Genomic DNA, 24,783 nt, shown 5'->3' on the forward strand with positions numbered 1-24,783 from the left:
AGCGGCAGCAGCAGTTCGCGTGGTCGTTGCATGTGCTGTCGGCCCGGTATCAGCAGGCGGGGCGGGCGGCCGAGGCCCATGGCCTGGGCACCGAGGCGCTTGGTCTGCTCCCCCGCGTGGCCTCCGCCTCGGATGCGGTACGGGCCGACGTGGCGGCCAACCTGATGTACCTGTCCGGATACCTGCTTCCCGGCGAGGAAGCCGTCACGCTGGCGTTCGCCGTCACCGATGTGTACCGCGCGCTCCTCGCGAGCTCGGGATCGGAGGAGGCGAGACACGCGCTCGCCACCGCCCTGAACAACCTCGCCGCCCGCCTGACCGCCGCCGGCCGACCGGACGAGGCGCAGGCCGCCACCCGCGAGGCGCAGGCCCTGTCGTAGGGACACGCCCGCTCCCCCGTACGCGATGCGCTTACGGGGCGGCGCGTGACGATCCCGGGGTCGGGAGGACGGGCGCGGCGGCGGGCTCACTCCGCCCTGAGGATCCGGGAGACCGCGAGGCGGGCCATCGAGCGAGCGGGCTGGGCGGCGATGGCCGCGGCTGCCGCCAGGGTCACGGGGGTGATGAGGGCCAGCGTCGCGACCGGGACCGGGGGCACGTAGACCATCGGGGTGTAGTCATGGGTCACCAGGCGCCAGAGCCCCCGGCCCGCGATCAGGCCGAGGGGGACGCCGGCGATCAGGCCGAAGGCGCCGAGCGTGCCCGCCTGGGTCAGCATGATCAGGCGCGCCTGGGGGCGGGTCATGCCGAGGGCCCGCAGGACCGCGATGTCGTGCCGCCTCCTGCGCCCCGTGATCGTCACCGCGTGAGCGGCGGCGGCAACGGCCAGCGCGGCCAGGAAGACCGCGAGTGCCCCCGGCAGGATCCGGACGTCCCTGAACTCGCTCATCTGCGGCGGCATGATCGCGGGTACCAGGCCGATCTTAGGGCCCACCAGCCGGGACAGCCGTGCGACGGCGGCGCCGGTGTCGGCGCCCGGGCGGAACACGACATGGCCCAGGTGCAGGTCGAAGGTCCGGAAGGCCCGGTCGTAGCCCTCGGCCGTGACCAGGGCCCCGTCGTCGTAGGTGTTGGAGACGCCGATGGGCAGGAACCCGATCGCCGAGACCCGGAAGTCGGCCGACGCCCCCCGCCCGGTGATCCTGACCACGTCACCGACCCCGGCCCGCAGGCGCTCCGCCGTGGTGACGCCGAGCAGGACGTCGGCGTCGGTCACCGGGGGGTGGCCGCTCACCACGACCGACGGGACGGCGTTCCGGACGGGCCTCGACCCGTACACCACATAGGCGTTGCCTCCCGTGGAGGCCGCGCCGACGCGCGCGTCGGCAACGGCCAGCACGTCGGGGTCAGTGGCCACCTTGGGCAACACCCCGGCTGATCCCTCCCCGTTGTACCCGAGGAAGACGAGGAGGTGATGGGTCTGCCCGAACCGCTCGGGATGCTCTGACGCGTCCTGCACGCCGGTGGAGAAGGTGAACGCGGCCGTCACGCCGAGGACCCCCGCCAGCGTGCCGGACAGCGCGGAACGGATCGGGAGTCCCTGCCCGCGGCCCAGCGCGTACCGGAGACCGGTCACCACCGGCACCGGCAGTCCGGCCCGCGTGGCCGCCGACACCAGGGCCGACGCGGGCGGCGTCCGGGTCCGTACGGCGGCGGACCGCGCGATCCGGGCGGCGACGACGGTGGTGACCGCGACCAGCAGGGGGACCACGACCAGCGGCGGCAGCAGGACCACCGGATCGAAATCGGCCCCCGGACGGGGCTCGAAGTTGGCGGCGGCCCCGATCGGCATCCAGGGGGAGGCGGCCGCCGCCCCCAACACTCCGAGGACTGTTCCCGCGATCGTGGCCGCGACCGGCCCGAGGGCCGCTGCGAGGGCCTCCTGCCGGGGCGTCAGCCCGCTCGCCCGCAGGGTCCGCAGGTCGGCGAGGACGCCGCCGGTGGACCGCAGGAGATGCTGCCCGACCAGCAACGTCGCGGCGGCGAGGGCGGCGAGGGCGAACGCGAGCAGGCTCACCGCCTCGTAGTCCAGCAGTTGGTCGTAGTGCCGTCCCGTCTCGGCCAGGGTGTCGATCTGTACCGGGTGTCCAATGAGCGTGGCCATCTGCGTCCGGAGCCGCTCCACTCCGGCGGCACCGTCCGCGAGCCTGACCAGGGCGATGGAGAATCCCTTGTGGTGAGCCCCCAGTAAGTTGTCACGATATTTCTGGAAAAGACCAGGTGATGGGAGCACGACACCAGGGCCGTCGACGCCGTCGGAGAAGTACGGCGACCTGATGATCCCCACGATGGTCGCCGTCACGGTCGGCCCGTGCCCGCCCGGCGTCGCCCCTCCGGACTCCGCGACGAGGTCGACCTCCTCGGGCGTGTCGAGCTGGATCCGGACGGTGTCCCCCACGCCCTTGCCGTACAACCGGGTGAACCGCCACTGCACCACGACCTCGTCCGCCCGGCGCGGATCCGGCAGCCGCCCGGCGAGCACCACCGGACGTTCCAGGTCCCGCCACATGGCGGCGTCCACGGGTGGCACGCACGACCAGTTGAGCGGCATGTCGTCGACGTGGATCCCGGCGATCGCGTAGGGCGCGACCCCCTCGACCCCCGGCAGCGCGCGCACCCGGTTCCAGTCGAGATCCGGCTCCTGGTTGGACACCAGGGCGTCCGCGGGCAGGGTCACCGCCCGCAGTCTGTCGAGCGCGCTCGCCCCGCGCCGCGCCCCCGCCACCGCGGTCAGCACGGTGGCCAGCGCGAACGCCACCACGAGGGCCAGCGCAAGCATCGCCCGCCACCGCCGCCGCAGTTCCAGCGCGAGCCAGGCTCCCAGGAAACCCACGCTCAGACTCTGCTATGGCCCGGTCACGCGGTGAAGTGTGCTAGCACCACTCCGCACGGCCGCCGTCGTTGTCGGACCGGGCGGTCTCGAGGAACCGGAGAAACGCGGCGAACGCCGCGTCCGTACGAGCGGTGTCTCCGGTCGCGTCCCGGTCGAGCAGCAGACCGCGGACGACGGCCAGGGTCGTGGTCGCCAGAGCGGGGGCGTCGTCGCCGTGTCCGGTCCGCAGGCCCTCCTCCAGGACGTCCAGCCAGTCGGTGGTCGCGGCACGGCGGAACTCCGGCCACAGCGCGGGGTCGTCGTGGACGCGGGCGAACAGCCGGACGAACGACGCCCCCTCCGGGCCGGTCACCGTCGCCCAGGCCCGGCCGAGGGTCCGCTCGTACGGCTCGTCCCGCGGCGCCAGCGCCTCGCGGAACAGGTGGAGCTGGCGCCGCCGCGCCTCCCCGAGCACCTCGCGGAGCAGCCGTTCACGGGTGCCGAAGTGGTAGACGAGCATGCGCGGCGAGGTGCCGGCGGTGGCGGCCAGCGCGGGAAGGCCGGATCCCAGGCCGTGGGCCAGCACATGGTCCGTGCAGGCGGCCAGCAACCGCTCCCTGATCTCCCGCTGCGGACGCCTGCCCATCGAAGCCCTTTCGCGTAATGACCGTTACGCTTATTATGCGTCGTGAGGACGGGAGGGCAGACGTGCGGGTCGTGTTCGTCCACGGAGCCTGCGTGCGGGACGGAGCGTGGTGGTGGCGGAGGACCGCCGCCCACCTCGCGGACGGCGGTGTGGTGAGCACCGCTCCGCCGTTGCCGAGCTGCGGGGAGACCGGACTGGCGCCGGGCGACGGCGGGCCGTCCCTGCCGGACGACGTGGCGGCGGTGCGGGCGCACATCGCGGCGTCGGACGAGCCCGCCGTGGTGGTGGCGCACAGCTACGGCGGCGTCGTCGTGAGCGAGGCGGCCGCCGGGCTCCTCCAGGTCCGCCACCTGCTGTTCGTCGCGAGCTTCCTGCCGGAGCCCGGCGAGAGTCAGGCCTCGTTCGGCGACGGCTCCCCCGCGCCGTACCTCGACCTGACCCCCGACGGGACCTTCGGCGTACGGCGGGAGCTCGTGGCGCGGACGTTCATGCAGGACTGCGCCGAGGAGGACGTCGAGCAGGGGCTCGCGAGGCTCGTCCGGCAGACTGCCGCCGCGACCGCACAACCGGTGGCGGCGGCGGCCTGGCGGCACATCCCGTCCACCTACCTGGTGTGCGCCCGCGACGACGGCACCCCGCCCGCCGTGCAACGCGCGCAGGGCCGGCGGGCCGGCCGGGTCGTGGAAATCGACGCCGGGCACCACCCGTTCCTGTCCCGGCCCCGGGAGGTCGCGTCCCTGGTCCTGGACCCGTGACCGTGCCCGCGCGCCTCGCAGGGTCTCAGCTGGTGGCGCCCCAGGTGAGGGAGAGGCCGGTGGCGGCGCGTTCGGTCCGGATCTCCATCATGCTGCCGAGGATGGTGGCGTGGTCGGACACCACGGGCGTGGCGTCGAGTGCGTAGGTGATCCGGGTGCTGACGAGCACCGGACTGCCCTGCGGCTCGTGGAGGTGACGGGCGGCGGCGGGGTCGAGCAGACCGGGCCTGACCACCTCGGACGCCCGGGCGACCGTCACCCCCGCGTCGGTGAGGGCCGTGTACAGGGAGACGGCGGTGAAGTCGCGGTCGCGGATCCGGTCGGCTATTGGCCGGCGGACCCAGGAAACCTGGTGCACGGCGGGACGTCCCGCGAACTCGCGGACCCGCTCCAGCCGCATAGCGGTGTCGCCGGGACGCAGCCGCAGCTCCGCGGCGATCCGGGCGGGAGCCCGGCGCACCGCCCGCCCGGCCACCGAGGTGCGCACGTCGTGGCCCTGTTTGCGCAGGTCGTCGACCAGGCTGCGGAGCGAGTCGAGCTGGTACGCCAGGTGGGGCGGGGCGACGAACGTGCCCCTGCCGGGCTGCTGCACGATCAGCCTCTCGTCGCTGAGCTCCCGCAACGCCTGGCGCAGCGTCATGAGGGTCACCCCGTAGGAGGCGCTCAGCTCCCGTTGCGGCGGCAGGGCCTCACCGGGGGCGTAGTGTCCCGACCGGATCTTCGCGGCGAGGTCGGCGGCGATGGCGCGGTATCTCGCCTCGTGCCCGGCGGCGGCGGTCATCGTGGTCGGTCACACTCCTGGTCGAGGGCCTGCCGCAGGGTCGCGAGGAAGGCCCGCAGGTCGTCCGGCCCGGCCCCGTCGAGCACCCGCCGCATGACCGCGGCGCCGACCACCACGCCGTCGGCGTGCCGGCGGGCTTCGCGTGCCTGGTCGGGGGTGGAAATGCCAAATCCTAGCAAGACCGGCCGGTCGGTGACGCGCCTGATCCACTCGGTGAGCTCGGCCGACGAAGCGGCGAGGCAGGCACGCTCACCGGTGGTGCCCATCAGCGACACCGCGTAGACGAATCCGCGGCTGCGACCCGAGATCTCCGCCAGCCGGGGCTGCGGAGTCGCCGGCGACGCCAGCAGGACAAGCTCGATCCCGGCGGCGCCGGCCACGTCCGTCAGCTCGTCCGCCTCGTGCACCGGCAGGTCGGGCACGATGAGGCCGCCGACGCCGGCCCGGCGCAGCGCGGCGCAGAACGCCTCGGGACCGTCGTGCAGCACCAGGTTGTAGTAGGTGCTGACGACCAGCGGAACGCCCAGGTCCGGCATGCCGGACAGGTCGGAGAGGATCCGGCGGGTGCTCGCTCCCCGGGCCAGTGCCGTGTCGCTGGCCTGCTGGATGGTGGCGCCGTCCAGCGTCGGGTCGGAGAAGGGCAGGCCGACCTCGATCGCGTCCGCCCCGGCGGCGGCGAACGCCCGCAGGTACTCCGTCCAGCCGGGCGTGATCCCCCCGGTCACATACGGCATGAGCAGGCCGCGGCCGGTGTCCCGGCGGGCACGCAGGTGGCGTTCGACCGCGCCCGCGGCCAGGGTGGGGTTCGTCACAGCAGCTCCTTGAAGGTGGAGACGTCCTTGTCGCCGCGGCCGGACAACGTCATCAGCACGGTCGATCCCGCGGGCAGGTCGCCGTCGCCCGCCGCGTGGATCACCCAGGCGAGGGCGTGCGCCGATTCGAGTGCCGGGACGATGCCTTCGGCGCGCGCGAGCCGTACCGCCGCGGCGACCGCCTCGTCGTCGGTCACCGTGACGTAGCGGGCCCGGCCCAGGTCGCGCAGGTGGGCGTGCTCCGGGCCGACTCCCGGATAGTCGAGCCCGGCGGCGATGGAGTGCGCCTGGGTGATCTGCCCGTCGCCGTCCTGCAGGAACAGCGAACGGCAGCCGTGCAGGACGCCGAGCCGGCCGCGGGCCGCCCCGGCCCCGCCCTCCGCCTCGACCCCGACCAGGCGTGCCGAGGTGTCGGCGAATCCGGCGAACGTGCCGGCCGCGTTGGAGCCGCCGCCGACGCACGCGACGACGTGGTCCGGCACGCCGGTCCGCAGCTCGGCGGCGCACTGCACGCGAGCCTCGTCGCCGATGACCCGCTGGAACTCCCTCACCATCCAGGGGTACGGATCCGGCCCGACGACCGAGCCGATGCAGTAGTGGGAGTCGCCGGTCGCGCCCACCCAGTGCCGCATGGCCTCGCTGGTCGCGTCCTTGAGGGTACGGCTGCCCGTGGTCACGGGGACGACCTCGGCGCCCAGCATGCGCATCCGGAAGACGTTCAGCGCCTGCCGCTCGATGTCGCGCTCGCCCATGAACACCGTGGCCTCCAGGCCGAGCAGCGCGGCGGCGGTCGCGGTGGCCACGCCGTGCTGGCCCGCTCCCGTCTCGGCGATCAGCCTGCGCCGTCCCATCCGGGCGGCCAGCAGGGCCTGGCCCAGCACGTTGTTGATCTTGTGGGATCCGGTGTGGGTGAGATCCTCGCGCTTGAGGTACAGCTCCACGCCCAGCGCGTCCGACAGCCGGCGGGCCGGGGTGAGCGGGGTCGGGCGTCCGGCGTGCACGGCGAGCAGCCGCGCCAGGTCGCCGCGGAACCCCGGGTCCGCCCAGGCCTCCCGGAACGCCTCGTCCACCTGGCGGCACGCCTCCACCAGGGACTCGGGCGCGTACCGCCCGCCGTACTCGCCGAACCGCCCTCGTGCCAGGGGCTCGCCCATCGTCCCGTCGCGTGGGACCGGCTCACGCCACGGCGGCACAACTCGCATGCCACGCTCCGATCGTTATAGAACTCTATGATGAGTTCTATAACAGTGGCACAAGCGGCCGATAGGCGCCACCGGACGTGCCGGTAAGAAGCGCGTCATGAGCCCAAACGAGCTTGGTGCTCAAGCGGGGCATCGACACCTCCACCCCCATCCGGGCGACTCAGTTCCAGATGGTCGGCGCCTTCGATGAGGTCCTCCGCGAGCTCATCGTCGAGGGATGACGAGGGATCCGCCGGTTGATCCCGATCGCCCCGTCTGCCCGGCTGCTCGGGGTGGCGGCCGTGTGGTCAGCTTGAAGATCGAGAATCTCGCATGCTCAGCGTGATGTGCGGGAATTGCACCGGCATGGGTGGTTGGTCCGCCTGTATGTTCCACGCTTCCCCCGTCCTGCCGGAGTCGAGGACGTGTTCTGCTGCCGCGGCGACGTGGTCGGGTTCGGCGATTGCGATTCCGTACCCCGTCAGCGTGCCGCGGTGGACGGCGACGAGACGGGTATCAGTGAACCCGGGGCACAGTGCGTTGACGGTGATCCCATCGGGCTGCAGGAGCAGCGCCAGCGAGCGGGTGAGACCGATGAGCGCGTGCTTGGCCGTCGCGTAGTACGGGTCGGGAGATGCCGTGACGCCCGCGAGGCTCGATGTGATCAGGATGGCGCCGCCACCCTCGCGAAGGTGGGGTATCGCGGCGTTCACGCCGTAGACGGGGCCGTCGAGGTTGACGCGCATCGCGCGGTGATACTTCCCGGCGTCGAAGTCGTCGCCGAGACCCTGCTCGCCGGGGATGCCGGCGTTGAGACAGACCGCGTCGAGCCGGCCGAAGCGGTTCACCGCCTCGGCGACGGCGGCCTGGTTGTCCTCCAGGACGGCGACGTCGGCCTGGACGAAGTGGCAGCCAGTCTGCGCGGCCAGGTCAAGTCCCTCACCGCGGTCGACGTCGGCCACCGCGACGTGGTGGCCCGCCGCGGTGAAGCGGCGAACCATCGCCGCGCCGATGCCGTGGGCCCCGCCGGTGACCAGGATCACGCGCGGGTCAGCCATGGTTCCTCATCAGGGCCAGGGCGCCGCTGCGCCTGCCGTGCACCATCACAGCGCCCTGGGCGAGTGCGATCAGGACGATCAGCGCCCCGGTGCCCGCTGCGGGCACGCTGTCCACGGTGAGGGTGTAGGCGAACACCACCCGGATCGCCGCGTCGAGCAGGAACGCCGCCCCCCACGCGAGGCTGGCCAGCATCACCCAGCGCCGGAACACCCGGTTGCCGGCCCACAGCGAATCGACCCGTCGTGCGACACCGGCGGGGCTGACCTTCCCGGCCACGTCCAGCAGGAACGGCCGCCCGGTGGCCAGCGAGCCGAGGATCCACAGCCCCACCGCCCCGGTCAGCCAGCTCTCGCGGGCCAGCAGCACGCGGGCATCGCCGGTGACGAACGCGACCAGCAACGACAATGCCATGCTGACGATGACGAACACAGCGGTCGCGTCGAGGCGGCGCCGCCTGGCCCACGTCCAGCCGATCCCGGCCGCTGGCGCAAGGGCGGCCAGCAGCAGCGCCAGCCACTGGTTCACCCCGGCGCCGCGCGCCAGGTAGAACGCTGCCAGCGGGATGACGACGTCCAACGCCAGCGCGAGCACCGCGCCCGAGCGCCGCTCACCGGTCACGGCATTGCCTCCTTCGTGGTCGCGTGCCGGAAAAGCGACACCAGGTCCCGCACGTAGGCGTCGAGATCGAGGTCCGGGATGACGCTGAGCTGCGGGCCGATGACGTCGATGGCCGCGCGGACGGTCATGGCCATGGTGCGCGTACTGAAGTCGCGGAACTCGCCGGCGCGCTGGCCGCGCTCGAGGATCGCCTGCAACGGCGCCAGGCTCGTGCCGTACACGGACGCGTCGTGCGGCAACCGGGTCCGACCGTCAACGTCGGTGAAGTTCATCGCGATCGCGGTCAGCACCCGCACCTGTTTGCGGTGCATGTCGATGTAGGCGACGTTGGCCTCGATGTAGGTCTGCAGCTCCGCCCCCGCGCTTTGCCCGCTTGTCGTCCGCTCCGCCATGAACTCGGCGCCCTGCCGCAGGACCGAGGCGAACACCTCGTGGATGAGCTCCTCACGGCTGGCGAAGTGGTAGAGGATCGTGGTTTTGGTGACGCCTGCTCGTTTGGCGACCTCCGCCAGCGACGCCTTGGGCAACCCGAGCTCGGCGATGGCATCGATGGCGCACTCCACCAGTTGCGCGCGGCGCGCGATGTCGACGAACGTCCGCTCCGACTTACCGATCGGTATTTTTTCTGACCGCACGGTAATCACCGTAGCACGCCACCTCTCGGCACCGACGGACCGATTCGTCGCCCTGGGATCACACCTTCCGTACCGGCCCTCCGCTCCCGAACGTGTCCCCAGCCGTTCGCCCAGGTCAGCGGAGGCCCTACCGATCGGTGGGGATATGGCTGACGGCGTCTTCGAGGTCGGCGGTGGGTAGGCAGGGTGTGGCCGAGGAGTTCGGTGACGACGACGATGTCGAGCCCACGCGCAGGAGGTTGGTCGCCAAGGTGTGCCGCAGGATGTGGGCGGAAAGGGCGAGGGCGCCCGCGTCGTCGAGATGTGGTGTCGGTGGCGGGTTCGTCCATGAGCTGGTCGACCGCCCGGGCCGACAGACGCCCGCCGGGGCGATTGAGGAACAGCGCCGAGGTGTCGGCGCCGGGCCAGGAGGCGCGGTCGGTGCGCCACTTGGTGATGGAGGTCCGCGCGGTGCCGTCCAGGAGCGCGTCGGCTGCCCGGCCGTGGACAGCGGTGCGCAAACGCAGCCGAGGGCCGATCTTGTGTCGCCGTTCGCGGTGGACTTCTTCGCGTGCCCGCTCAGATCGGTCGGTGCACCCGATAGCGCAGGTGAAGCACCCGGTTGCCCTGAATCACGACGTCAGGATCCTCCAACAGGTGCTGCGCGTGGACCGACCCGAAGTAGCGCTTGCCGGACCCGAACACGACGGGTACGACGTCCATGCGCACTTCGTCGATCAGGCCCGCGGCGAGCACCTGGCCACCGACGTCGCCGGCGGCGACCTCGACCATGCGGTCACCCGCAAGCTCCTGCGCCGTGGCCACGGCCGCCTCGACGCCGTCGACGACGTCACCGCTGGACAACCAGTCGAACAGCGGTCCGGGCTGGTCATTCTCGTCCGCGACGAAGCCGTCCACCGACACCGAGCTGTACATGACCACCTTGCCCACGGGCTCTCCTCTGCTTCGGGGTGCCCCCAAGCCAGCGTGCCGTGAGCTGCCGCTCTTGTACGAAATCAATCGGCCGGCAGCGGCCAGCCGTCCAGCGCGTGACCGGGATGTTCGCGCAGGAACCGCCGCCGGACTTCGACGTACCGCGTCGGGGTGAGCCCGGTGAACGCCCGGAACTCGTGGCCGAAGTGGGCCTGGTCGAAGTAGCCTGCGCCACCGGCGAGGTCGCCCCAGTCGATCGGCCCGGCGGGGTCGATCGCGAACACGGTGGCGGCGAAGCGGTAGGTGCGGGCCAGCCGCTTCGGCCTGACACCGATGAGCTCCTTGAACCGCTGTGCCAGATGAGTGCTGCTGACACCGGCTGCCACGCCCAGGTCGCCGATCGCCACCGCCCCGCCGGCCGCCGCGATGACGCCGCTCCCATGGCGGACCAGCCCCAGACCGGCGGTCTCGCACAGCCGACGCATCAGCTCCTCCTCGAGCAGCGTCAGCATTTCGCGCGGTCCGCCGGCCGTGGCCAGCCGGTCCCGCAGCTCAGCGATGGCGGGCCGACCCCACACCTGTTCCAGTGTCACCGGCCGGTCACACAGCTCGGCCGCGGGCACCGGCAGGAACGGCGCCAGCCCCCACGGCTTGACGTGCACGCCGACGGACCGGGTCCCCGGCGGATAGCCGAAGTCGAAGACACGGGTGGGCGTGGTGACCACACAGCCGTCGGCGTACTCGGCCGTCTCGATGTCGATGCCGGCCCGGATGCCAACGGCGCCCCGAGGTTGACGATGAGCAACGCCGCCGGCATCGGCGGCAGCGTCAGCCGGGCGTACGGCGGCGCACCCTCCAGGTAATAAAGGTCGTCGATCAGCCCGTCCAACCGCGGCCGCGGCACTCTGGACACATACTCCACACCCACAGTCTCGCCGACGCCCCGCCGCGGCATCGAGCGCCGGGATGGTCCAGCCGCGCTGCCGCCGGAATGGGCGAGCGTCCGGCGTTACGCATTCGGCAGGTCGGTGAGGTCCAGGCGCCGGTCGGTGCGCAGCTCGCCACCCCGCGAGAGGCGGATCAACCTACACCGGGGGCATGTCCGGGAGTGCAGAACTGGCCGGGCCTGCCGATCCGCCGGCGGCATGGAGAAAGCGTGTGCCCCAATCTCTCAGGTGATCGACGAATTGCGGTGGTTGGAGCACCTCGAATTCGGCGCCGAGATTGCCCAGCGCTTGCGTGGGCCAGTCCAGGCTGGTGGAGATCATCGTCAGCCGGCAGCGATGGCCGTCGACCGGTTCGACCTCGCCCCATTGGCCGACCACCCGGCGCACCTGCTCTGCGGATGCGTGAACCAGCACGACGACGGTGTGACCGGTCGGGACCTGGGTCGCGGCGCGGACGAACGCGGCGGCGTCCCCGCCCGGCAGTGGCCGTGGCAGGAAGGGGGAGCCGGTGTTGCATGGCTGGGCCAGCCGGTCGAGGCGGAAGCTTCGCCAGTCGTGTCTGGCCAGGTCGTAGGCCACCAGATACCAGCGGCCCCTGAGCGCGACGAGGCGATGGGGTTCCACCTCGCGCTCTGTCTGCGCGCCGCCGCGGCTGGTGTAGTGGAAGCGCAGCCGTTCCTGGTCCCGGCACGCCTGGGCGATCATCGTCAGCACCTCCGCCGGGATGACCGGCCCGGAGGAGGCCGCGGAGACGGTCATCGCGCGCAGTGCGTTCACTCTGGCCCGCAGCCGGGGCGGCAGGACCTGGACCACCTTGGTCAGCGCCCGCACCGCCGCCTCGTCCAGCCCGGCGATGCCGCTCTGCGCCGCGTCTCCCATGCCGACCGCCAGCGCGACCCCTTCCTCGTCATCCAGCAGCAACGGGGGCAGCACGGCCCCGGGCTCCAGTTGGTAGCCGCCGTCGGTGCCCCGGGAGGCGTGCACCGGATACCCCAGCTCGCGCAGGCGGTCGACGTCCCGGCGCAGCGTGCGTTCCGAAACCCCGAGACGAGCGGCCAGATCCGCGCCCGGCCAGTGGCGGTGAGTCTGCAGCAACGACAGCAGCGTGAGCGTCCGGGAACTCGTGTTGGCCATGTCACCACTGTCTCAGCACTTCCGGACAGAAACTGGCCGGAAGCGTCGATAACGTGCTCCCGTGATGACTCACGAGATCCAGTTGACCGCCCGGATCGACACCGCCCCCGCCCCCGAGCACTTCACCGTCGCCCAGACGGAGATCGAGGGCGAGGTCGTGGTCCGTACCGACTACCTGGGCCTGGCAGCCACCTACCTCGAACTGATGCGCGCCGACTGCCACCTCCCGATCCCGGCCTGGCAGCCCGGCCAGCGGGTGGGCGTCATGGCGATCGGCACCGTGCTGAGCTCGGCCGATCCTGACCTGCAAGAGGGCGACCTGGTGCAGTCGACGGCCGGCTGGAGCACCCATTCGGCGGGACCGGCCGCCTCTTACCTCAAGCTGGACCCGGACGCCTACCCCGACCCCAGCTACCACCTGGGCCAGGGCACGACCGCCTACTACGGCGTAGCCGACGTCGCCAAGGTCGGCGAGGGCGACGTCGTGTTCGTCTCCGGCGCGGCCGGCGGTGTCGGCTCACTGGCCGGACAGATCGCCCGCAACCTGGGCGCCAAGAAGGTGATCGGCAGCGCGGGCAGCCAGGCCAAAGCCGACTACCTCGTGAACGAACTCGGCTTCGACGCCGCCTTCGACTACCACCACGACCCGGCCGCCGCGCTCAAGGAACTGGCCCCCGAGGGCATCACCGCCTTCTTCGACACCGTGGGAGGCACGCTCTACGACGCCGCGCTCGAAGCCGCCGCACCCGGCGCCAGGTTCGCCCTGTGCGGCTCGCTGTCCACCCAGCTCGGCGCCGCCGCAGAACGTTTCCCCGAGCCCGACCACGACGCCGCCCTGGCCAGGGGAGTCGAGCTGATGCCGTTCTCCTGCCACCACACCTCCGACCAGATCGCTGCCTGGCACCAGCACTTCCGCGCCGCACTCGACCAGGGCCGCTTCGTCTACCCGCGAACCGTCGTCGAGACCGGCATCGACGGCGTTCCCGGCACGTTCCTGGCCATGTTGCGCGGCGAATACCGGGGCAACGTCTCGGTGCGGCTGGCATGACCACTCTGTCCCGCCGAGCGCTCAACCGGGCTCTGCTTCAGCGGCAGTTCTTGCTGGAACGGACCGGCCTGACGGCCTTGGAGGTGATCGGCCATCTGGTCGCCATGCAGGCCCAAGAGCCGAACTGGCCCTACATCGGCCTGTGGACCCGGATCCGCGACTTCACCCACGCCGGCCTCACCACCCTGCTCACCCAGGGGCGGGTGGTGCGTTCCGGCTTCCTGCGCAGCACGATGCACCTCACTGCGGCCGACGACTTCCGCCGGCTGCGGCCGGTGCTGCAGCCTGTGCTGAACCGCACCGCCGGCTCGGCGCACTTCCGGCGCAACAACGCCGGACTCGACACGGAAACTCTGGTCGCCGAGGGACAGGCCCTTCTGCAGACCGGGCCGCTGCCCAGAAGAGATCTCGCCAGGCACCTCGCGACCCTGCATCCGGGCCGCGACGGCCGAATCCTGGCCGGTGAGATCGAGTTGCGCACCCCGCTCATCCACGATCCGGCCACCGCGTCCTGGGGCGGCTGGGGCACCCGCTCGTCGGTCACCGTCACGGCCGCCGCGACCGACGCCGTTCACCCCGGCGCACTCCATGATCTGATTCTTCGCTACCTGGCGGCCTTCGGTCCCGCCACCGTGGCGGACATCCAGGCGTGGTGCGGGTTGACCCGGCTGGACCAGATCATCTCGGAGATGGGCGCCGGCCTGCGTCATTACGCCGGCCCTGACGGGCAGCGCCTCCTCGACCTGCCCGACGCCCCGCTTCCCGACCCTGATACCCCCGCCCCGGTGCGGCTGCTGCCCGCCTACGACAACGCCCTGCTAGGGCACGCCGACCGCAGCCGCATCATCGCCGAAGCCGACCGCAAGCAGGTCACCCCCGGCCAGGCCAGAGTCCTGCCGACGTTGCTCGTCGACGGCTACGTCCGCGGCACCTGGTCCTTCACCGCGGGCGAGGTACGGCTGACGGTGTTCCGGCCCCTGTCGGCAACCGAACAGCAGGCAGTCGACGACGAGATCAACCACCTGCTGCCGTTCCTGTCGCCTGGTCATGGTCGCGGTGACGGGGCGAGTAGGAGGCCGGCGGCGGCGCAGAGCGAGGTGCGCAGGCCGAAGGTGGTGGCCGGCCGGCCGCCGAGGAAGGCCCCGAAGGGGGTGGCGCACATGGCCGGCATGCGGGAGGTGGAGGCGGCGCGGCCGGAACCGAACGTCCGACCCGCCGGCGGACCGCTCAGCGCAGCACGGCCGCCAGCAGGTCGGCCCCGAGCGCCGTCAGATCGGGCAGATTGACGGTGTAACGGACGTAACGGCCGTGCCGCCGGGCCGTGAGCAGGCCCGCGCGGCGCAGGACAGCGAGGTGGCGGGAAACCTCCGGGGGCGAGAGTTCCCAGGCGTCGGCCAGCTCACCGGTGGTGTGCGGGCCGCGGGCCAGGGTGCGCAGCAGCCGCAGCCGTACCGGATGCGCGAGTGCCTCCAGCCGTAGCGTGACCGTTTCCAGCGGCACCGGCTCCGATGGACCTGCCTCGGCCACGGGGTACTGCACCACCGGCTGCCACCCGGGCGCGTGGACCACCACCAGGTGCGGGCGGCCGAAGACGCTGGGGAGGAAGGTGACTCCGCTGTCGTGGGCGGCGGTGGCGTTGTCCTGCAGCTTGTCCACGACGATGCGGTCGCCGTCCGGCGACAGGGTGACGGCGCTGGAGATCGACGCGAGTGCCGCCCCGATGCCCTGGCGCTTCAGCAGGTCGTTCTTCAGGCGCAGGTCGGCGGAGAGTCGCCCGGCGACGCCCGTCCAGGCGGCGTCGAAGAAGGCGTCGGCGCACTGTTCGAGGGTGTGACGCACCCGCGCCCGCACGGCGGCGGGGTCCGCGAGCAGCCGTTCCGCGAAGGCCTCTTGGAGTGCGCCGCGGGCCTGGGCGAGATCCAGGGCCCGCTCGCGCGCCGTCGCGTCGGCGAGCGGTGACGGCGCGGCGAAGTGGACCCGGTTGCTGCCGCACGTGGTGATGAGCGCGGCGGTCACATAGGTTTCGTCGTCGATCCGGTCCACATCGTCCAACTCCTCGGCGAGGGTCGGCCGGGGACGAGCGGGGACCAGGAAGTCGGCTCGTGAGGAACGCCAGAGGAACTCCGCCTCCCTGAGCCGTTCGGCCAGCTCCGGCCGCAGCCCGGCCCAGACGTCGGCGGCCCAGCCGGCGAGCTGCGGGTGATGCCCGGGTTCGGCCAGGACGTGCAGCATGGCGGTCAGCTCGGCCAGCGGGGAGGCGGCGAAGCGCAGTCGCCCGGACGGCAGGCCGCCGATGTCGATCCTCAACGTCATCCCCTCATCATCGCTGGTCGGAGGGACGACGACCGCGTCGATTGACGGTGTCCGTCAATCGACGTAGTCGCTTCGGCGGGCGAACGCATCGTTGACGCCATGGCAACCACCACCACGATCCAGCCGCGCGCCCTCGTCCGTGCCTCTGGAGGCCCCCGCTATGCCGTCGCCCTGGCCGTGGACGCTCTCGGCACCGGCATGCTGCGGCCCTTTCTGCTGCTCTACGGGGTGACGGTGCTGAGGCTGCCGGCGCCGGTCACCGGCATCGCCATGACGGCCGGCGTCGTCGTGGGTCTGGGGTGCATGCCCGCGGTCGGACGATGGCTGGACCGGGGCGCACGCAGCACGGTCGTGGCGGCGTCGATGCTGGTGCGGGTGCTGGGGGTGGCGCTGCTGCTGGCCGCCCCGGCTGGGCACGTCTGGCTGTTTTCGACGGCGGCGCTCTTCCTCGGTATCGGCAACCAGGCATGGCCGGCGGCCCATGCAGCCCTCGTGGCCACGGTCGCCCACGGCCGCGAACGTGACGCCGCTCTCGCGGGAGGCCGCGCCCTGCGCAACGCCGGCCTTGGAGCGGGCGCCCTCCTCGCCACCGCGTGCCTGGCGGGCGGCGTCACCGCCTTGCATGCGCTGGCGGCCGTCACCGGGCTCGCCTATCTCGGCGCGGCGGCCTTGGCATGGTCGGTCCGCCTGCGCACGCATCCGGCTGCTCATCCGGACAGGGCGGGCGGGCCCGCGCCCCGGATGCGCGCGCTGCTGGCCGCCAACGTGGTCTACGTCTTCTGCCTCAACGTCCCCGAAATCGCGCTCCCTCTGGTCCTGGTGACTCAGGTGCACGCATCCCCGGTGTGGTCGGCGGCCATCTTCGTGGCGAACACCGTGCTGGTGGTCACCCTGCAGGTTCCGGTCACCGTCCTGGTGTCCCGCTTCTCCCGGCGGACCGTGCTGGCTGTCGCCGGCGCGGTAATCGCCGCGTCCTACCTCGGCTTCCTCGCGGCCACCTCGCTTGGACACGGCTGGAGTGCCCCGGCGGTCGCCGCGGTGTCCGTGGTCTGCACCATCGGCGAGATCGTCTACGCCGGCAGCGCCACCGCGCTCATCACCGCCCTCGCCCCGGCCCATCTCCTGGGACGCGCCCTCGCCCGCTTCCAGCTCTCCACGGGCTTCGGCCTCGCCGTGTCCCCGGCGGTCATCACCGCTCTCGCCGCCCGCGGCTCGGCCGCCCTCTGGGGCGGTCTCGCGGCTGCGACGCTCCTGTCCGCCTCCGCCGTCGCCACCGAGAAGGATCGAGGGACGCGGCTCGGCGATCCGCCGAGGGACAGGCGGCACCAGCGGATCGCAACCTGACTCCAAGTGGGAACCAAGCGGCCCTCCCTACCGTGACCGCGTGTGGCCGGCGTGCGGAGACGGGCGCCGGTCGAGGCAGGAGGAAGCAAGAGACCTCCTCGGGTCCCCGATGGGAAGAACGTCATGAAACTCGTGTACAAGATCCTGGCTTACCTCGTCGCGGTCGAGGTCGCCGTACAGGCGAGCATGGTGGTCCTCGCCGACGCCGGGCTGGGCAAGTGGGTCGAGCAGGGCGGCGTGCTCGACAAGGCGGCCATGGAGAGCGACGCGTCGCCCTTCCCCGAGGTCGTCGGCTTCATGGTCCACGGCATCAACGGCATGATGATCATCCCGGTGATCGCGCTGCTCCTGCTGATCTCGTCGTTCTTCACCCGGCTCCCCGGAGCGGTGAAGGCGGCCGGGCTGGTGGTCCTGCTCGTCGTGGTCCAGGTCTCCCTGGGTCTGCTCGGCCACGAGATCTCCGCCCTGGGCGCCCTGCACGGCGTCAACGCCCTGCTGCTGTTCAGCGCCGCCGTCTACGCCGCCAGGCGCGGCCGCGCCGCGGCCGTGAGCGCGCCCGCCCAGCCGCAGGCCCGCGTCGGGACCGCCGGCTGACGGCAGTCGCATGAACGAGACTCGCCGCCGCGGCGCCCGCGTCCGCCTGGCCGTCGCGGGCGCCGCGACCGTCGCCCTGCTCGGCCCGCTGGTCTGGCTGTGGGTGGGCAGTCTGACGCCGGACACGTACTCCGTGATGGACATGGGGTACGCCGACTACGGGGGCCGGGCACCGGCCCCCGCGGCCGGCCTCCCGGACCACTCCGCCCACCTGATGGGGGCCGGCATGCACGGGCACGCCGGCCACACCCCCTCGAGCCGCAGCGTCACCTCGTTCACGCCCGACCCGGGCCGCCCGGCCGACGTCGCGGTGACGCTGACCGCCCGCCGGGAGCGTTTCCGGCTGGCCGGCGGCCGCTCCGTGGACGGCTACACGCTCAACGGCACCTCGCCCGGCCCGGTCATCCACGCGACCGCCGGGCAGCTGGTGCAGGTCACGCTCGTCAACGAGTCCGTGCCGGACGGCATCACCCTGCACTGGCACGGCCTCGACGTGCCCAACGCCGAGGACGGGGTCGCCGGCGTGACCCAGGAGGCGGTCCGGGTGGGCGGGTCGTTCGTCTACCGCTTCGTGGCCGACCAGGCCGGCACCTTCTGGTACCACTCTCACCAGGTCTCCCACGAGCAGGTCCGCCGTGGTCTGCTCGGCGCCCTGGTGGTGGCTCCGGCGGCGCGCCCACCCGCCCGCACGGTCGACACCGTGGCGCTGCTGCACCTCTACGACGGGGCAAGGACCCTCAACGGGCGCGAGGGCGACGTCCGCGTGCGGGCGCTCCCCGGCGACCGGGTGCGGGTCCGCGTGATCAACACGGAGAACGGCGAGACGCCGGTGTGGGTCGGCGGGGCGCCGTTCCGGCTGGTCGCCGTCGACGGCACCGACCTGAACGAGCCCGCTCCCGTACGGGACGCCGCCGTGCCGGTGACGGCGGGAGGCCGCGCCGACATCGAGGTGACCATGCCCGCGGACGGCGCGCCGGTGCGGGTCCACATCGGCGGCCCGACCGGCGTCGTGCTCGGCTCTCGCTCGTACGACCCGCCCGCCGCCCCCCGGCCCGCGACGACGCTCGACCCGCTCTCCTACGGACGGCCGGCGCCGATCGGCTTCGACCCGGACAGGCCGGATCGGCGCTTCGCCTATGAGATCGGGCGCCGCCCGGGCTTCCTGGACGGGCGTCCCGGCGTCTGGTGGACGATCAACGGCCACATGTTCCCCGACGTGCCGATGTTCGTGGTCGCGGAGGGCGACGTGGTGCGGGTGCGCATCACGAACGACAGCGGCGAGCCGCACCCCATGCACCTGCACGGCCACCACGCCGTCGTGCTGGCCCGCGACGGCGTGCCCGCGACGGGAAGCCCGTGGTGGGTGGACTCGCTCGACGTCGGCGACGGGGAGACCTACGACATCGCCTTCGTCGCCGACAACCCCGGGATCTGGATGGACCACTGCCACAACCTGCCGCACGCGACCGAGGGGCTGGTCGCCCACCTGATGTACGAGGGGGTCACCACGCCGTTCACCGTCGGCGGGCCGGACGGCAACGCGCCGGAGTGACCCCCGTGGCGTCAGGCCGGGGGGACGTTCTGGTTGAGCCGGAATAGGTTGTCCGGATCCCATGTCCGCTTGATCCGGGCCAGCCGTTCGTAGTTGTCCCCGTAGGCCCGGCGGACCCCCTCCGGCCCCTCGTCGCCGAGGTGGTTGACCTCCACCCCGGTCGCCCATGACCGGGTCGCCGCCCAGGTCCGCTCGGCCCAGTCGACGTGGCGGCGCGGGTCCTCGTCGCCCGCCCTCCAGGCGGCCCCGATCTCCAGGCAGTAGGAGGCCTCCCGGTGCCGGAACGCGGTGGCGTCGGGGGCGACCCTCCCCGCGGCGCCGCCCATCGGCAGGAGGAGGACCCCGCTGTCCGGCGAGGTCAGGTCGCCGCCGGCCTCGACCACGGCGTCGATCAGGTCACCGGTCGGCTGTCCGCCCAGATGAGAGCGCATGTGGTAGGGCGTGGGCCGTCCCTGCGCGTCGAACATGTGCTGAAGGACCTCGAACGTGGTCGGCTCGACCAGGTCGGCGAAGGGCCTGCCGGCTCCGCGCACCGCCGCGAGCGCGCGCTCCCCCTCGGCGAGGGGCCCGACATGACACATCGCCAGCGCGAGCACCGGCCTGCCGTGCAGTTCCTCCGGCACGAACGGCGCCGGCGGGGCGGCGAGGACCGCGGCCGCGACGTTGACCTCGTCGGGAGCGCCGGCGCCGTACTCGGAGAGGAAGCGGAGCACGTCGGCCGCGTCGTCCAGCCGGTGCAAAACCATCCCGGCGAGCAGCAGGTCGACCGGGTGCAGGCGCAGGGTGAATTCGAGGACGATCCCGAGATTCCCGCCGCCACCCCGCAGGCCCCAGAACAGGTCCTCGTTCTCGTCGGCGCTCGCCCGGACGACCCGCCCGGAGGCGGTGAGGACGTCGGCCGCGACGAGGTTGTCGCAGGCCAGCCCGAAGATCCGGGAGAACCAGCCGTTGCCGCCTCCCAGTGTCAGCCCGGCGACGCCCACGTCGGCCACGTGCCCGCCGACCGGCGCGAGGCCGTGGCGCGCCGTCGCCGCTGAGAACTCGCCCCATCGGACACCGGGACCGACGGCGGCCGTCCGCCGGCCGGCGTCGACGGCGATCTGCTTCATCGGACCCAGGTCGAGGACGAGGCCGCCCTCGGTCGTCGAGAAGCCGGGGAAGCCGTGTCCGCCGCCGCGTACGGCGAGCTCGAGACCGGTGTCGCGGGCGAGCGCCAGCGCCGCGACGGCGTCGTCACGGGTACGGCAGCGGGCGATCGCGGCGGGTTTGCGGTCGATCGACTGGTTCCAGACGCGGCGGGCCGACTCGTAACCGGCGTCCTGAGGCAGGATCACCTCGCCGTCGAAGCCGTCGGCCAGGGTGCGTAACGCGGTCTCGGGGTGCACGTCCCCTCCCTTACCTGGGCACACGGAGCCGACGGTCACGCCTCCCCGGCGTCCCGGAGCCGCCGGCGGCAGGACCGTCCATGAGGACATCGCGGTGGATCTTGGGGTCGTTCCGCCGAGCTGGGACGTCCGCGGCGGCAGACGCACCTTTCGGCCGCCCCGAATGGGCAGTAAGGGGCGATTGTTAAATCGAGTTGAACTTTTTGCCCCAGTATTGCCTGCCTCGGCAAGATCCACCACGATACGTCCCCGGAGTTCACCTGAACCCCACTAATCCCTTTCCCCCCTGTGGGTACCTGTTTGCCCACATAGGAGAGCTTGTGTTACTCCCGCACATGCGGCGTGCGGTCCTGATCGGGACCGCCGCCCTCGCCCTGCTGCTCCCGCAGAACGCCGCGTCCGGCGCAGCATCGGCCACACCCGGACCGGACAAGGTCGATCGGGTGGTCCAGAACGACCTGTCCGCCCACGGAAAGGCCACCTTCTGGGTACGGCTCAAGGACCGCGCCGACCTCGGCGCCGCCCGTACGGCGAAGAACAAGAACGACAAGGGGCGGCAGGTCTACCGGCTGAAGTCGGAGACCGCCGCGTCCTCCCAGGCCGGTCTGCGCAGGCTCCTCACGAAGGCGCACGCCGATTTCACCCCCTTCTGGATCGTCAACACCGTCAAGGTGACCGGTGACGAGAAGCTGGCCGCCGAGATCGCCGCGCTGCCCGAGGTGACGGCCATCGAGCCGTCCCGCACCATGCCCCTACCCGACCCGCAGCCGGCCAGGACGCAGGCCGCGACCGCCTCCGTCGAGTGGAACGTCGACCGCATCAACGCCCCGAAGGTGTGGAACGAGCTCGGCGACCACGGCGAGGGCGTCGTCATCGCCAGCATCGACACCGGTGTCCAGTGGGATCACCCCGCCCTGGTCTCCCACTACCGCGGCACCCAGCCGGGCGGCGCCGTCGACCACAACTACAACTGGTTCGACCCGGCGCACGCCTGCCCCGACCAGGCGCCGTGCGACGACCGCGGCCACGGCACCCACACGGTGGGCACCATGGTCGGCGGAGACGGCGGGGCCAACGGGATCGGCGTCGCCCCCGGAGCCAAGTGGATCGCGGCCAAGGGCTGCCTCACCACGGGGTGCCCCGACTACACGCTGCTCGCCGCCGGGCAGTGGATCCTCGCGCCCACCGACCTGAACGGCCAGAATCCCCGTCCCGACCTGGCGCCCGACATCGTCAACAACTCCTGGGGCGGCGAGGGCATCGACCTCTGGTACAAGGACATGGTCGAGGCGTGGGTCGCCGCCGGCATCTTCCCCGCCTTCTCCAACGGCAACGCGGGGTCGGACTGCGACACCACCGGCACGCCCGGCGGGTACGTCGCCAGCTACAGCGCCGGGGCCTTCGACTCCAGCGGCAAGATCGCGTACTTCTCCTCCAGGGGCCCGGGCGAGAACGGCGAGATCAAGCCCAACATCTCGGCCCCCGGCGTCGACATCCGCTCGGCGGTGCCCGGCAACGCGTACGGGCTGAAGTCGGGCACCTCGATGGCCAGCCCGCACGTCGCCGCGACCGTGGCGCTGATGTGGTCGGCCTCCCCCTACCTGCGGGGCGACATCGAGAGCACCCGGGCGCTGCTCGACCACACGGCGATCGACGTCGACGACGAGGGCTGCGGCGGCACCGCCGCGGACAACTTCGTCTGGGGCGAGGGCATGCTCGACGCGTACGCGGCCGTCAAGGCGACCCCGGCCGGTGAGCTGGGCACGCTGACCGGGACGGTCACCTCCGGCGGCTCCCCCGTCACCGGCGCGACCGTCGAGGTCTCCGGCCCGCTGAACCGCACCGTCTCCACCGCGCAGGACGGCACCTACAGCCTGCCCCGCCTGCTCAGCGGCGACTACGAGCTCACCGTGCGCAAGTTCGGCTACGACGACGTCACCCGGACCGTCACCGTCGGCACCGACGAGACGGTCACCGAGGACGTGACACTCACGGCGGAGACCCTGAGCACGGTGTCGGGAACGGTCACCAGCGTGGGCCTGCCCGAGGCGGGCGCCACGGTGACCGCAGCGGGCACGCCGGCCACCGCCGTCACCGACGCCCGGGGCCACTACGAGCTGCAGCTGCCGCACAAGACCTACGACCTGAAGGTCACGGCGGACTCCCTGTGCGCCGAGGACGCCACCGTGCCCGTCACGGTGACCGGCGAGATGACCAGGGACATCGAGCTGGCGAGCCACATCGACGGGTTCGGCCACACCTGCAGGAGCGGCGCCGAGCCGTACGTCGAGGGCACCCACCTGGAGCCCCTCAGCTACGACGACGACACCCAGAAGATCACGCTGCCGTTCGCCTTCCCGTTCTACGGCAAGACCTACACCAGCGGCCTGGTCAGCACCAACGGGTTCCTGAGCTTCGGCGACAACACCTACTCCTTCCCGACCCACGGGTCGCTGCCCTCCGCGAGCGAGCCGAACGCCGGCGTCTACCCGTACTGGACCGACCTCGGCCTGTTCGAGGGCGAGGGCGCGCTCTACACCGCCACGATCGGCACCGCGCCGAACCGCACCTTCGTGGTGGAGTGGCGCAACGCCCGGTTCTACGGCGTGGACGCGCTCATCTCGTTCGAGGCGCTGCTCGGTGAGGACGGCTCCGTCGGGTTCCGCTACCGCGGGATCGACAGCGGCTTCGAGGCCGGGGAGAAGGCCACGATCGGCATCGAGAACGGCGACGGCACCGACGCGTTCCAGTACTCGTTCGACAGCCCGGTCCTGCGTGACGGCCAGAGCCTGACCATCGCGGCCCGCGGGCACGGTCTGGTCGCCGGCACCGTCACCGACGCCAACGACGGCGGCCCGCTGGCCGGCGCGACCGTGAAGGTCGACGACGTCGCCTTCACGACGGGCTCCGACGGCGCCTTCCTCGGGCAGGTGCCCGCCGGCGACCACCATGTGGAGATCTCGGCGGACGACTACGGCACCATCACCAAGGAGGTCAGCGTCGCCGCAGGCGGGCGGACCCAGGTGGACGCCGCCCTGGCCACCGGCCGGGTCACCGCGTCCAGTGGCCAGGTCACCCTGGTGATGCCGGCCTCGGCCACCAGGAACGCGACCTTCGACCTGTCCAACCCGGGCTCCGACGCGACGTACACCGTCGAGAACGACCCGGCGCAGACCTGGCTCAGCGTGACGCCGGCGAGCGGGAGCATCAAGGCGGGAGGGTCCGTGACGCTCCGGGTCACCGCCTCCAGCGCGGGCCTGTCCCCCGGCGCCGTCCGCACCGGCGTGCTGCTGGTGCGCTCGTCGAGCGGCCGGGCGCCGGTCGTCCCGGTCAACGTGGTCGTCGTGGTGCCGAAGGTCCAGGTCGCCGTCGAGGCGGGCGGCGGCAAGAACGTGGTCGACGCGGCCGGCGACACGTGGACCGCCGACCGGGAGTACACCCCCGGCGGGTACGGCTACGTGGGTGACGGCACCAAGGCGAGCACGTCGCCCGCCGACGTCAAGGGCACGTCCGAGCAGGAACTGTTCCGCAGCGCCCGCGAGGGCATGCGCGCCTACCGGTTCGACCGTCTTCCGGACGGCGTCTACACCGTGGAACTGGGCTTCGCCGAGACCCGGCACAAGAAGGCGGGCAAGCGCGTCTTCGACGTCGCCGTCGCGGGCGCCCCGGTCATCCAGGGGCTCGACCTGGCCAAGGAGGCCGGTGACAACACGGCGATGACGCGCCAGTACACGGTGAAGGTCACCGGCGGCCGGCTCGACGTGGTCTTCCGGCCCCACGAGGGCGACCCCATCGTGAACGCGATCCGGGTCACCGAGCGTCCGGACAAGGCGGGCGCGTAACCCCCGGGACCGGCCCGCCCCTCCGGCGGGCCGGTCTCCCCCGCACGGCATACTCGTGCGGTGGCCGATCACCGTCCGTTGATCTGGGCGCCGGTGGGCGTCGCGCTGGGTGCTCTCCCCTTCGTGCTGCAGGCCGTCGAGATGAGCAGGGGCCGGGTCGCCCTCCCGATCGAGGTGTTCGGGCTGCGAGTCGCCGGCTACTCCGCTCGCGCCCTGCTCGTGGCCGACCTCGTCACGGGACCGCTCATGGTGCTCTTCGTGATCCTGGGGGCCCTGCTGTGCCGGGTGTTCCGCCTCGGGACCCGGGCCGTCGCCGCGCTCGCCGTCCTGCTCGGGGCGAACGCCTGATCACCGGCACCACGTCGTAGGCGCCGAGCCGTCATGGGCGTGGGCTTGGAGGAGCGAGGCGGGGA

The 24,783-nt window shown here is 72.3% G+C and carries 22 protein-coding genes; 9 read left to right on the plus strand and 13 right to left on the minus strand.

Annotation, left to right across the window (positions count from 1 at the left end; all coding sequences use genetic code 11):
• On the plus strand, positions 1–380 hold a 380-nt coding region (locus MPTA5024_RS02275; RefSeq protein WP_198166913.1), incomplete at its 5' end, for a tetratricopeptide repeat protein.
• 86 nt (positions 381–466) lie between these two features.
• Here MPTA5024_RS02275 and MPTA5024_RS02280 read toward each other — a convergent pair.
• Positions 467–2,833: an ABC transporter permease gene (locus MPTA5024_RS02280; protein WP_036319216.1), complete on the minus strand. Its 2,367-nt coding sequence runs from the start codon at positions 2,831–2,833 to the stop codon at positions 467–469.
• A gap of 40 nt (positions 2,834–2,873) precedes the next feature.
• Positions 2,874–3,458, minus strand: a complete 585-nt coding sequence (locus tag MPTA5024_RS02285) for a TetR/AcrR family transcriptional regulator (RefSeq protein WP_051457617.1) — start codon at positions 3,456–3,458, stop codon at positions 2,874–2,876.
• Positions 3,459–3,493: 35 nt separating this feature from the next.
• Here MPTA5024_RS02285 and MPTA5024_RS02290 point away from each other — a divergent pair, with 35 nt between their 5' ends.
• Positions 3,494–4,213, plus strand: coding sequence for an alpha/beta fold hydrolase (locus tag MPTA5024_RS02290; protein ID WP_269750527.1), 720 nt, complete (start codon positions 3,494–3,496; stop codon positions 4,211–4,213).
• A gap of 25 nt (positions 4,214–4,238) precedes the next feature.
• Here MPTA5024_RS02290 and MPTA5024_RS02295 read toward each other — a convergent pair whose 3' ends face one another.
• From MPTA5024_RS02295 to MPTA5024_RS02335, 9 genes are all read right to left on the minus strand, one after another.
• The gene (locus MPTA5024_RS02295; RefSeq protein WP_036319222.1) at positions 4,239–4,994 is read right to left on the minus strand and encodes a GntR family transcriptional regulator; all 756 of its coding nucleotides are present in this window, start codon (positions 4,992–4,994) and stop codon (positions 4,239–4,241) included.
• Positions 4,991–5,806 carry a tryptophan synthase subunit alpha gene (gene trpA, locus MPTA5024_RS02300; RefSeq protein ID WP_084369381.1) on the minus strand — a complete coding sequence of 272 codons (816 nt, stop codon included), beginning with the start codon at positions 5,804–5,806 and terminating at the stop codon, positions 4,991–4,993. Before trpA ends, MPTA5024_RS02295 begins: the two co-directional genes overlap by 4 nt.
• Positions 5,803–7,008, minus strand: a complete 1,206-nt coding sequence (gene trpB / locus MPTA5024_RS02305; protein ID WP_051457618.1) for a tryptophan synthase subunit beta — start codon at positions 7,006–7,008, stop codon at positions 5,803–5,805. Before trpB ends, trpA begins: the two co-directional genes overlap by 4 nt.
• A gap of 287 nt (positions 7,009–7,295) precedes the next feature.
• Positions 7,296–8,045 carry an SDR family NAD(P)-dependent oxidoreductase gene (locus MPTA5024_RS02310; protein ID WP_036319228.1) on the minus strand — a complete coding sequence of 250 codons (750 nt, stop codon included), beginning with the start codon at positions 8,043–8,045 and terminating at the stop codon, positions 7,296–7,298.
• The gene (locus tag MPTA5024_RS02315; protein ID WP_051457619.1) at positions 8,038–8,664 is read right to left on the minus strand and encodes a VC0807 family protein; all 627 of its coding nucleotides are present in this window, start codon (positions 8,662–8,664) and stop codon (positions 8,038–8,040) included. The genes MPTA5024_RS02310 and MPTA5024_RS02315 overlap by 8 nt, the downstream gene beginning before the upstream one ends.
• Positions 8,661–9,299 carry a TetR/AcrR family transcriptional regulator gene (locus tag MPTA5024_RS41755; RefSeq protein WP_036322860.1) on the minus strand — a complete coding sequence of 213 codons (639 nt, stop codon included), beginning with the start codon at positions 9,297–9,299 and terminating at the stop codon, positions 8,661–8,663. The genes MPTA5024_RS02315 and MPTA5024_RS41755 overlap by 4 nt, the downstream gene beginning before the upstream one ends.
• Positions 9,300–9,857: 558 nt before the next feature.
• Positions 9,858–10,229, minus strand: coding sequence for a dihydrofolate reductase family protein (locus MPTA5024_RS02325; RefSeq protein ID WP_036319231.1), 372 nt, complete (start codon positions 10,227–10,229; stop codon positions 9,858–9,860).
• A gap of 65 nt (positions 10,230–10,294) precedes the next feature.
• On the minus strand, positions 10,295–10,936 hold the full coding sequence (locus tag MPTA5024_RS02330) for an AraC family transcriptional regulator (protein WP_198166915.1): 642 nt from the start codon (positions 10,934–10,936) through the stop codon (positions 10,295–10,297).
• Positions 10,937–11,296: 360 nt separating this feature from the next.
• The gene (locus tag MPTA5024_RS02335; RefSeq protein WP_051457621.1) at positions 11,297–12,292 is read right to left on the minus strand and encodes a helix-turn-helix transcriptional regulator; all 996 of its coding nucleotides are present in this window, start codon (positions 12,290–12,292) and stop codon (positions 11,297–11,299) included.
• 64 nt (positions 12,293–12,356) lie between these two features.
• Between MPTA5024_RS02335 and MPTA5024_RS02340 the strand changes: the two genes are divergently transcribed.
• Both MPTA5024_RS02340 and MPTA5024_RS02345 read left to right on the plus strand, forming a co-directional pair.
• Positions 12,357–13,340 carry an MDR family NADP-dependent oxidoreductase gene (locus MPTA5024_RS02340; protein WP_232326412.1) on the plus strand — a complete coding sequence of 328 codons (984 nt, stop codon included), beginning with the start codon at positions 12,357–12,359 and terminating at the stop codon, positions 13,338–13,340.
• Positions 13,337–14,626 (plus strand): winged helix DNA-binding domain-containing protein, encoded by a 1,290-nt coding sequence (locus MPTA5024_RS02345; RefSeq protein ID WP_063794606.1) that lies wholly within the window; start codon positions 13,337–13,339, stop codon positions 14,624–14,626. Before MPTA5024_RS02340 ends, MPTA5024_RS02345 begins: the two co-directional genes overlap by 4 nt.
• Here the strand turns inward: MPTA5024_RS02345 and MPTA5024_RS02350 are convergent.
• On the minus strand, positions 14,568–15,653 hold the full coding sequence (locus MPTA5024_RS02350) for a helix-turn-helix domain-containing protein (protein ID WP_036319237.1): 1,086 nt from the start codon (positions 15,651–15,653) through the stop codon (positions 14,568–14,570). The genes MPTA5024_RS02345 and MPTA5024_RS02350 overlap by 59 nt on opposite strands.
• 99 nt (positions 15,654–15,752) lie before the next feature.
• Between MPTA5024_RS02350 and MPTA5024_RS02355 the strand changes: the two genes are divergently transcribed.
• The 3 genes from MPTA5024_RS02355 (at position 15,753) to MPTA5024_RS02365 (ending at position 19,143) form a co-directional block, all read left to right on the plus strand.
• Positions 15,753–16,997, plus strand: a complete 1,245-nt coding sequence (locus MPTA5024_RS02355; protein WP_051457622.1) for an MFS transporter — start codon at positions 15,753–15,755, stop codon at positions 16,995–16,997.
• A 123-nt stretch (positions 16,998–17,120) separates the two neighbouring features.
• Positions 17,121–17,591: a hypothetical protein gene (locus MPTA5024_RS02360; protein WP_036319240.1), complete on the plus strand. Its 471-nt coding sequence runs from the start codon at positions 17,121–17,123 to the stop codon at positions 17,589–17,591.
• Positions 17,592–17,601: 10 nt separating this feature from the next.
• Positions 17,602–19,143: a multicopper oxidase family protein gene (locus tag MPTA5024_RS02365; protein WP_036319243.1), complete on the plus strand. Its 1,542-nt coding sequence runs from the start codon at positions 17,602–17,604 to the stop codon at positions 19,141–19,143.
• Between the two features lie 11 nt (positions 19,144–19,154).
• Here MPTA5024_RS02365 and MPTA5024_RS02370 read toward each other — a convergent pair whose 3' ends face one another.
• A complete protein-coding gene (locus MPTA5024_RS02370; protein WP_036319246.1) occupies positions 19,155–20,528 on the minus strand; it encodes an FAD-binding oxidoreductase in 1,374 nt (457 codons plus the stop codon).
• Positions 20,529–20,863: 335 nt separating this feature from the next.
• Here MPTA5024_RS02370 and MPTA5024_RS02375 point away from each other — a divergent pair, with 335 nt between their 5' ends.
• Positions 20,864–24,370, plus strand: coding sequence for a S8 family serine peptidase (locus MPTA5024_RS02375; protein WP_036319249.1), 3,507 nt, complete (start codon positions 20,864–20,866; stop codon positions 24,368–24,370).
• 60 nt (positions 24,371–24,430) lie between these two features.
• The gene (locus MPTA5024_RS02380; protein WP_157099257.1) at positions 24,431–24,718 is read left to right on the plus strand and encodes a hypothetical protein; all 288 of its coding nucleotides are present in this window, start codon (positions 24,431–24,433) and stop codon (positions 24,716–24,718) included.
• Positions 24,719–24,783 lie beyond the last annotated feature (65 nt).

It is taken from the genome of Microbispora sp. ATCC PTA-5024 (genome assembly GCF_000511135.2).
Classification (GTDB): Bacteria; Actinomycetota; Actinomycetes; order Streptosporangiales; family Streptosporangiaceae; genus Microbispora; species Microbispora corallina.